This window comes from Vibrio sp. 10N.261.46.E11, assembly GCF_041472735.1.
Lineage (GTDB): Bacteria > Pseudomonadota > Gammaproteobacteria > Enterobacterales > Vibrionaceae > Vibrio.
In genome coordinates this window covers 26400-33809 of sequence record NZ_JBFRQW010000015.1, presented here as the reverse complement: position 1 = coordinate 33809, position 7410 = coordinate 26400, and the positions used below count along the sequence as shown (strand labels likewise).

Annotated in this window: 5 protein-coding genes and 1 pseudogene; 3 read left to right on the top strand and 3 right to left on the bottom strand. The window is 44.0% G+C overall.

Translation table 11 applies throughout. The features are described from left to right. Positions 1-167: 167 nt before the first annotated feature. The 3 genes and pseudogenes from AB4407_RS04920 to AB4407_RS04910 all read right to left on the bottom strand — a co-directional run bounded on the left by AB4407_RS04920 (position 168) and on the right by AB4407_RS04910 (position 3260). Entirely contained in the window at positions 168-617 is a 450-nt protein-coding gene (locus AB4407_RS04920; RefSeq protein WP_372119218.1) for a TerB family tellurite resistance protein, read from the bottom strand. 145 nt (positions 618-762) lie between these two features. Further along, positions 763-2765: pseudogene (locus AB4407_RS04915) on the bottom strand (alkaline phosphatase family protein). Between the two features lie 24 nt (positions 2766-2789). Further along, positions 2790-3260 carry a hypothetical protein gene (locus tag AB4407_RS04910; RefSeq protein WP_372119215.1) on the bottom strand — a complete coding sequence of 157 codons (471 nt, stop codon included), beginning with the start codon at positions 3258-3260 and terminating at the stop codon, positions 2790-2792. A gap of 81 nt (positions 3261-3341) precedes the next feature. Here AB4407_RS04910 and AB4407_RS04905 point away from each other — a divergent pair, with 81 nt between their 5' ends. The 3 genes from AB4407_RS04905 (at position 3342) to AB4407_RS04895 (ending at position 7364) form a co-directional block, all read left to right on the top strand. Further along, positions 3342-4655, top strand: a complete 1314-nt coding sequence (locus AB4407_RS04905; RefSeq protein ID WP_372119212.1) for a MipA/OmpV family protein — start codon at positions 3342-3344, stop codon at positions 4653-4655. A gap of 418 nt (positions 4656-5073) precedes the next feature. Further along, positions 5074-6366: a hypothetical protein gene (locus AB4407_RS04900; RefSeq protein ID WP_372119209.1), complete on the top strand. Its 1293-nt coding sequence runs from the start codon at positions 5074-5076 to the stop codon at positions 6364-6366. A 14-nt stretch (positions 6367-6380) separates the two neighbouring features. Further along, a complete protein-coding gene (locus tag AB4407_RS04895; RefSeq protein ID WP_372119206.1) occupies positions 6381-7364 on the top strand; it encodes a hypothetical protein in 984 nt (327 codons plus the stop codon). Positions 7365-7410 lie beyond the last annotated feature (46 nt).

The window sequence follows — 7410 nt, the reverse complement described above, 5'->3', positions numbered from 1 at the left end:
GTTATTCTACAATCAAAAATTCTAACGAAGTTATCGAGGTTTTTAACAAGCTAGGGTGATCAGTTATTTACTACGATTGGTATAAGTTCTATACATTCAAAAAAAGCGGCGGGTTTATAAGCCCATCGCTTTTATTTATTTCATTCTCCAATTCGTCATTTATGGCTCTAATCTTCGCCTAGGACGTTCAGTTTGGTCTTGATAAAGTCACTGTGGTCGACGTAAAGCAGTTCTGCTGTTTTACGGATCACTGAGTCTTCGATAGGGTCAATTTCCCCATCGGCGTGCGCCACTTCCCACATCGCTTTGATCAAGTTAATTCGCACCGGCTGAGACAAGTCTCTAAGTTGCGATGTAAAGTCATACAGCGATACTGACTGCTTCACTCTTGGTTCTGCTTGCTCTAGCAGCACCTTTGCTTGTTCTTCATCTAAATCCAACAAACGTTGAAGAAGTCGTAGCTTAGCGACTCTTTCAGATTCATTTATCTGATGATCGGCTCCCGCGACTTCGCACAACAAACTCGCGATAGCGATATTAGGTGATGCGCCTTGATTTTTACTTAGGTCCTGGCCTTCAATCAATTGTTTAAACATTGATGTGAGAGAATTGAACATAACGAGCTCCAGTTAAAATTTGTATCGGGTTCCGTAACGCTGATAGCTATAACTACAAGTATAACTATTGGGCCTACGGAGTGTGATCGCAAGCGTCTTTACTTAAAACTGACACTACGGATAGCCGAGAGATAAGGCGCACATCTTAGTCCGGTTCCGGAAAACGCGTGACCTTACCATCACCACTGAGTGTTGTGATCGACTGTGGTTTACCATCCTCATCTAGCCTTAATTCCCCAATCGCACTGCGGTTTGAAAGGCGATAGAAGGTTTGATTGTCTGGGCTTCGTTTTTCGATTTTTAAGCGTTTTCGCTTGGTGAAGTAGTTCAGAATCGAGCGCGGGCTATACAATAGTCTGTCCCACACATCACAGAATTTAAGCAGCGGAGCTGGGAACTGATTTTTGATACCACTACAGGTGATTTGATAAATGTTTGGGCTATTTCGGCGGTACCTAAGCTTGATATCGTAAGCAAAGGAGTAGTGAACATCACCAGAAAGTACCACGAAATTGGTCGGTGTTTTGGTATGGGTAAAGATACTGATCAGCGTATTAGCACTGCCCGGATGCGCCATCCAGTTTTCAGCGTCAATCACTAATGGTTTGCCAATTGTGGTCGCCATCTTTTGCAGTGTTTCAATAAACTTCACGCCAAACATAGGCGCAGCTGAAACGATGACGACTTTATCTTGATGCATCAATTGATGTTGAAATTCAATCAAGGCCTCCCAGTCCATCAAACCTGAAGGTTTATTCATACGAGATTCCGAACGCCAGCGACGAGTTCGGGTATCCAGCACAATGACTTTTGGCGAGGTATCTATTGTGTAGTGCCACTCCTCAAAGCGACTCAGCATCTCAATGAAGGCTCGATGCTTGTTTGGCTCGATGTCGCTAACAGAGTGAGTAGTCGCGGCATCGCCGGTTTCACTGTTCGTTTGTTCAACGTCATGCGTTTGTTTAAGAACGCGCGGTTGATCGACAAAAAGCAGTTTTGCTTGCTCGATGAATGTCTCGTCGAAGCTCTCCGGTTTATTACCCCAGCCCTGACACATCCAGTAGGCCACAAGGCCGTTACCAATGACTTGAGTTGCGAACTGGTTTTGGTCTACGGCATGTTCCCAACCCACGGTAAGGTTCCAATCATCGGTCACATCGTGATCGTCAAAGATCATGTACGTAGGAATATGCGCGAACAGACGCTGAACTTGCGGTAAGCCAGCAATGAAATCATCAATGATGACGCTTTCATCACGCCATTGTTGCTGCTCGGTCGGTGTTAATTTGCGTCCACCTTGAGTGAAGTTATTCTCAATTAAACGCTCTCGATTGACGCATTGCCACAGCGTCGGAGACCAAACTAACAGGTACATCGCGATAAACTCAGACAGCGTGACCAAGTGGTTTTCACAATCGGCACGCCACGATTCGGGAAGAACTTATCGAGTATGGATTCTGAAGCCGTGTGGTGCGGCAAGTACTGATCTCGTTGATATAAGTGATATTCGCTCTCAAACAAGGCGTCACTGCTGTTGATTCGGTTAACTTGCGAGTCAGTCGGTAAGCTCTCTCCCACTAGGCCAAGCAATTGAGTCACTTGCTGAATAGCATCAAGTGTTGGGCCTGCCACATGGTCGGCGTAGATCTGATCGCCGCTCATCATCAGCATATCGGGTCTTTCAGCGACGGTTTGATCGGCAATCTTGTTATCTGCTGCGACTAGGCTGTCTTTGCTTGGATGATGTGGATTACGGCAAGAGCCATGAAGAATGTAATCAGCCGAGGTCGATATCTTAAACTCAACGCGAGATTTACCGTTGTAAACAAGGTGAGGGGCAAGCTCTTTTAATGAGCCTGACTCTGTGTGAACGTCATACTCTAGAAGTGTATTAGTCGGGAACTCGCCTTGTAAGCGGATGAGCGTTACCCACGCATGTGTACCGATTTGAATCGAATCATGATCTTCAAGCGATGAGGTATAAAACGGTTGGTCTGGCTCTACGTCAGAATTACGGGTATACAGTTCGGCTCTGCCTGTCAGAGGCGAGCTGGTGGCTAACCAAAGTACGACTTCAGTTGCAGTCGTTTTTCTTAAAATGGGTCCGGCGAGTAACAGGGGAAGAGATGATGTCGTAGAGGGTTTCAATACGGTACCTAAAATCGTTGGTGGCTAGTCGTCGTGGTGTTGTTTTGTTTCGAGCTTGTTCGTTTCAGGCTCTGTTATGTCAGACTCAGGTGTTTCAGAACCATCTGTTTCAAGGAGTTCGATAACTTCCGAGCTAGAAAGTTCATGACCCATTAGAAATATTGCCAATAGGGCATCGGCTTTGGTCTTGGTATCGGATGTGTCGTCTAACACTTGCTCCAGTTTTTCACGAATCATAGCAATTTCGTGTTCAACAAAACCACGGCCTTCTTCATCCCCTTGATTGTCTTCAGGGGCATTATCGAACTCAAGAAATAGCATGTCGCCGTCTAGGTTGGTATTCACCAAACGCTCGGGCAACCATGCCTCACCAATAACAATATCCGGATCGGAATCTTTGGGTAAGTGATCTATAATGTTTTGTAATTCGGAGACTTTCACAATGCTTTCATTTAACCGAGAATATTCTACATTGTAACGGTCAATGCCGCTCAAACCTAAAATTAGTTAGCTGTTATGGCTAATAAATGTCTATTCAGTAACACAAAATTTATTACAAAGAGTAATTACATAAGAATGAAGCTCAAATATTTACCGACTCTCGCTTCGTCGGGCGTTGTTTTCGTCAGTAGCGTTTTCCTAAGTGCGAATGCGTGGGCCGCTGAAGAGCAAGAGTGGGGCATCGCTGCAATGTTTCGTACGGCAAGTATTCCTTACGACACGTCAGGTGGCGACCAAACGGTTAGCTCTTTTGTTCCAATGCTATTTTTCAAGAACGACTATGTGTTCATTGATGGAACTGAGATGGGTGCTTACCTTTATCAACCCGATGACGAGAAATGGTCTTTTAATGCTATTTCACGAATGCGCTTTATTGATATCCCAGCGGCGGAACAGAACGCAATTGAAGGCGATACGGCGGACTTTGGTGCTCAACTGACTTACCAACTTGATGGGCCTTGGTCTGTCGAAACGGAGTTAATGAGTGACAGTGAATTTAACTTCCACGGTAATTTACGAGCGAAAGCCAAGTATGAAACCGGAGATTGGGAGTTTTACCCAAGTGCAACACTGCGTTATAAAAGTGCTGATTTCAACAGCGAGTATTACTCAGCAGCTAGTGAAACCATCGGGGCAGGTGTGGATCTGAATGTCGGTGTAGAAGCGCGTTACCATGTGGTTTCGAACTTATACTTATTGGGTTCAACCAGTGTGACTCGACTGGATGACAACGCCTACGATTCGTCGATTGTTGAAGACCGTTATCAAGGCGAACTTTACCTTGGTTTTGGCTTTTTCAATGATAAAACCAAAGCGCCAAAACCTAAGCTGAGCAATGCGCCGTATTTACGTGTTGCACACGGCTGGGCGACGCCATCGAATATTGGCGACATCATGAAATTCAACAGGGAGAAAGACGAATACAACAACCAGTTGACCTCCTTCTTCTATGGCCACCCGTTAACCGATGAGATCTTCGGTTTCCCATTGGACATCTATTTAACACCCGGTATCGCGCATCACTGGAATTCAGATGTTCAGTCAAGCAGCACTGAATACATTGTTGCTATCAAAGCGTATTACACTTTCGATTGGCCGACACAATGGCGTGTTGGTGTAGCCGAAGGTATGTCTTACATCGATTCGCTGACTTACATCGAAGCGAAAGAGATGAAAGAGAAGGGTTATAACGGGAGCCACTTGCTTAATTATCTCGACTTTTCGGTCGATGTAAACGTAGGCGATTTGGTGGGTAAGAATGACCTGAACAACTTGTGGTTCGGCTACTCATTGCATCACCGTTCTGCTATTTTTGAAAATGCCTCCCAGTTTGGACGAATCAAAGGCGGCAGTAACTACAACACGGTTTATCTACAGTACGAGTTTTAACGACAACCTGTAGTTTAAAGTTCAGTTTAACGTCATACAAGCCAACTTCCGTTTACGGGGTTGGCTTGTTTTGTATAGCTTTCACAAAAGTGGTGTGATCAATGTATTTTCTGCTTTTTGTATAAACGACTTATGTATCCTTTTTATTTGTAACCTTGCCGTAACAGCGATATTGCCTCACTCGCTCTCTATTTATCTACAGAAAACATGATAACTCTCTCACATGTTTAGCTTAAATGCTTAAAGGTTTAAGCAATAAATTTTGTTCGGGTAATCCCATAATCACAAAAGGTAAATGACCACATTGCTGACAGTGTTACTCAGATGGGAATATCCGTTGTGAAACGTTTATACACAAAGGTCGATACGAGAAATGATAAAAAAAAGCCTTTTAGCTACCTGTACCCTCATGGCTAGCATGTCTGCGTTCGCTGATGTCACAATCACCGAACTTACCGTTAATCCACAGCTCTACCCAGTAGGGTTTGAACAACATTTACAAAGAAACTTGGACTTCTTTGTTGATGGCGTAGGTGTTGATCAAAAAGCCAAAGTTCCATACGACACGATTTTCGTCGATAAAAATGGTCAGATTGAACACGACTATTATGTCAACACAACAGAGATTGGCCTGTACCTAAATGTGCTTGTTGAAGCACATAAAAACGGCAATGCTGATGCACTAATACGTATCCATGAAACACTGGATGCGTTGGCAGGGGCCCCTACTTGGAAAGGTCTGTTCTTCTGGCCTTACGATATTGAGGGAGAGCAACTGAAACCAAACAAAGATGGCATTGTTCCCGCCGTAGATAACGCAAACTTAGCATTTGCTCTTGCTGGTGTAGCCGGCGCTTATCTTGACTCAAAGCAATCCGACGAAAAAGAAGTCGTTGTTAAGGTTGAGTCTATTCTTAAGAGCCAAACAGATGGTTGGTCAGCACTCTATGATGAGAGCCGAGGTCTGCTTTATTCTGGGTGGTCAACGAAAAAAGAAGCGCCACTCTCTTACCATATTGATCGTAAAGCAAATGAGAGTCGATTGGCTCCAGTCTGGGCGCATTTAATTACTAAAAACTCAGAAAATACGGTCCCGAAAACTGCGTTCAATGATATGGAGTTATACACCCAAGACTACTACCTAGATGGCAAGAAGTATTCGCCGATGCTGACTTGGGATGGCGCTTATTTCCAAGGCATGCTTTCGATGATCTGGTTGGAAGAGCGAACATTGATTCCTGATTTTTCAATGATTGAAGATATGACTGAGATTCAAAAATATCACGCAATAAAGCATCAAATTCCTTTTGTTTCTTCAGCCGCTACTGTGGACGATGGTTACGCTGCGTTCGGTGTCCCAGAGCTATCAGAGTCTAAAGTCCGCTTTAATAACACAGATCTTGCTGGTGGTGATACGGGTACACCTCATGCGCTTGCACTTTCTTATATGGTGAACCCATTTGAAGCTGTCAGCCTGTTAAACACAGTGATTGATTACTACCCACAACTCGAATCTCCGTACGGGTGGTATGACGCAATCAACGGTAAAGGTCATACATCAACAAAAATTCTATCTCTTGATCAAGGGATGTTCGTTGGTGCGTTCCTTTCTCCTGCAATCAACAAAGATGTACGTAAGTACCTAGAAAGCAAAAACTATTACGCAGCCATTGTTGACATGTATGAAACCTTTGAGCCTAACAATAAATAAAAAGGAAATGCGTCGTGAATTTTGAAAAAGCAGTGAAAGCAAAGCAAATTGTCAAGGCCATTAGCCTAATCCCGTTTATCGCAATGGCTGTCCCATGTTTCGTGAGTGCAGAAGAGAATAAAGAAGAAGTGACAGAGCAGGCCGAAGTCGGCTTGTGGAGCGACCATCAATACAGAGAGCTTATTCTGGAAACCGAATCGGCCAAGAGCAGTAATGCTCCACCTCGAACACGTGCATTGACAGGTATCGAATACGAACATATTGACAATGAAAATCAGCCAAACGAGGAGCTGCTCCACTATATCTACGCTGATGGTTTTACGCGAGTCACAGACACCTTCAGCATGGGGTATGTATTCAAAGAGATACATCACAGTCGTGGAGGCGAAAGTACCGGTCAAAGTAATTACTCTGAAATCATCCCGAGTTTTTACTGGCGTAAAAATGACAATGTTGCCTACAACCTCATGTTGTCGTACGAAAAAACGATAGGTGAGTGGCACTACGATAAATACATGGCAAAACCTGGGATTGACCTGAGCTTTGGTCGTCACTTTTTACATCTGAGTGCGGAACTAGGCTACAAAGATGAAAGACAAGGTCCGGGAAGTCGTGGTGCGTTTATTGAATCGGAACCTTTGTATCTTTACCGCCTAGATAACGGCATCAATATTGGTGCAAAAGTTATCTATGTCGAAGAGCATAATGATTTTAACTACGTTGAGTTTGCTGTTAAACCATTAATTCAATTCAACTTTGATAACGGAAACTATTTAGAGCTTCGCTATGAAAGAGGTACGTTAGATATGGGCTCTGATCCTAATAACCGCGACCATTTTGATTATGATGTGTATGCCTTGTACACGGATCTTCCTATCAATGAACACTTTTCTTTCTTAGCGGATATTCAGATTAAAGATCGCCATGCGGATCCTGCACCATGGACCGGAGATCAATTGGTTTGGTTCTCTAAGGTCGGCATCGTGTGGAAGTTCTAAGAGATTGATTGAGTCATAGTGGGGTTACACATTCGCTTGCTATAAA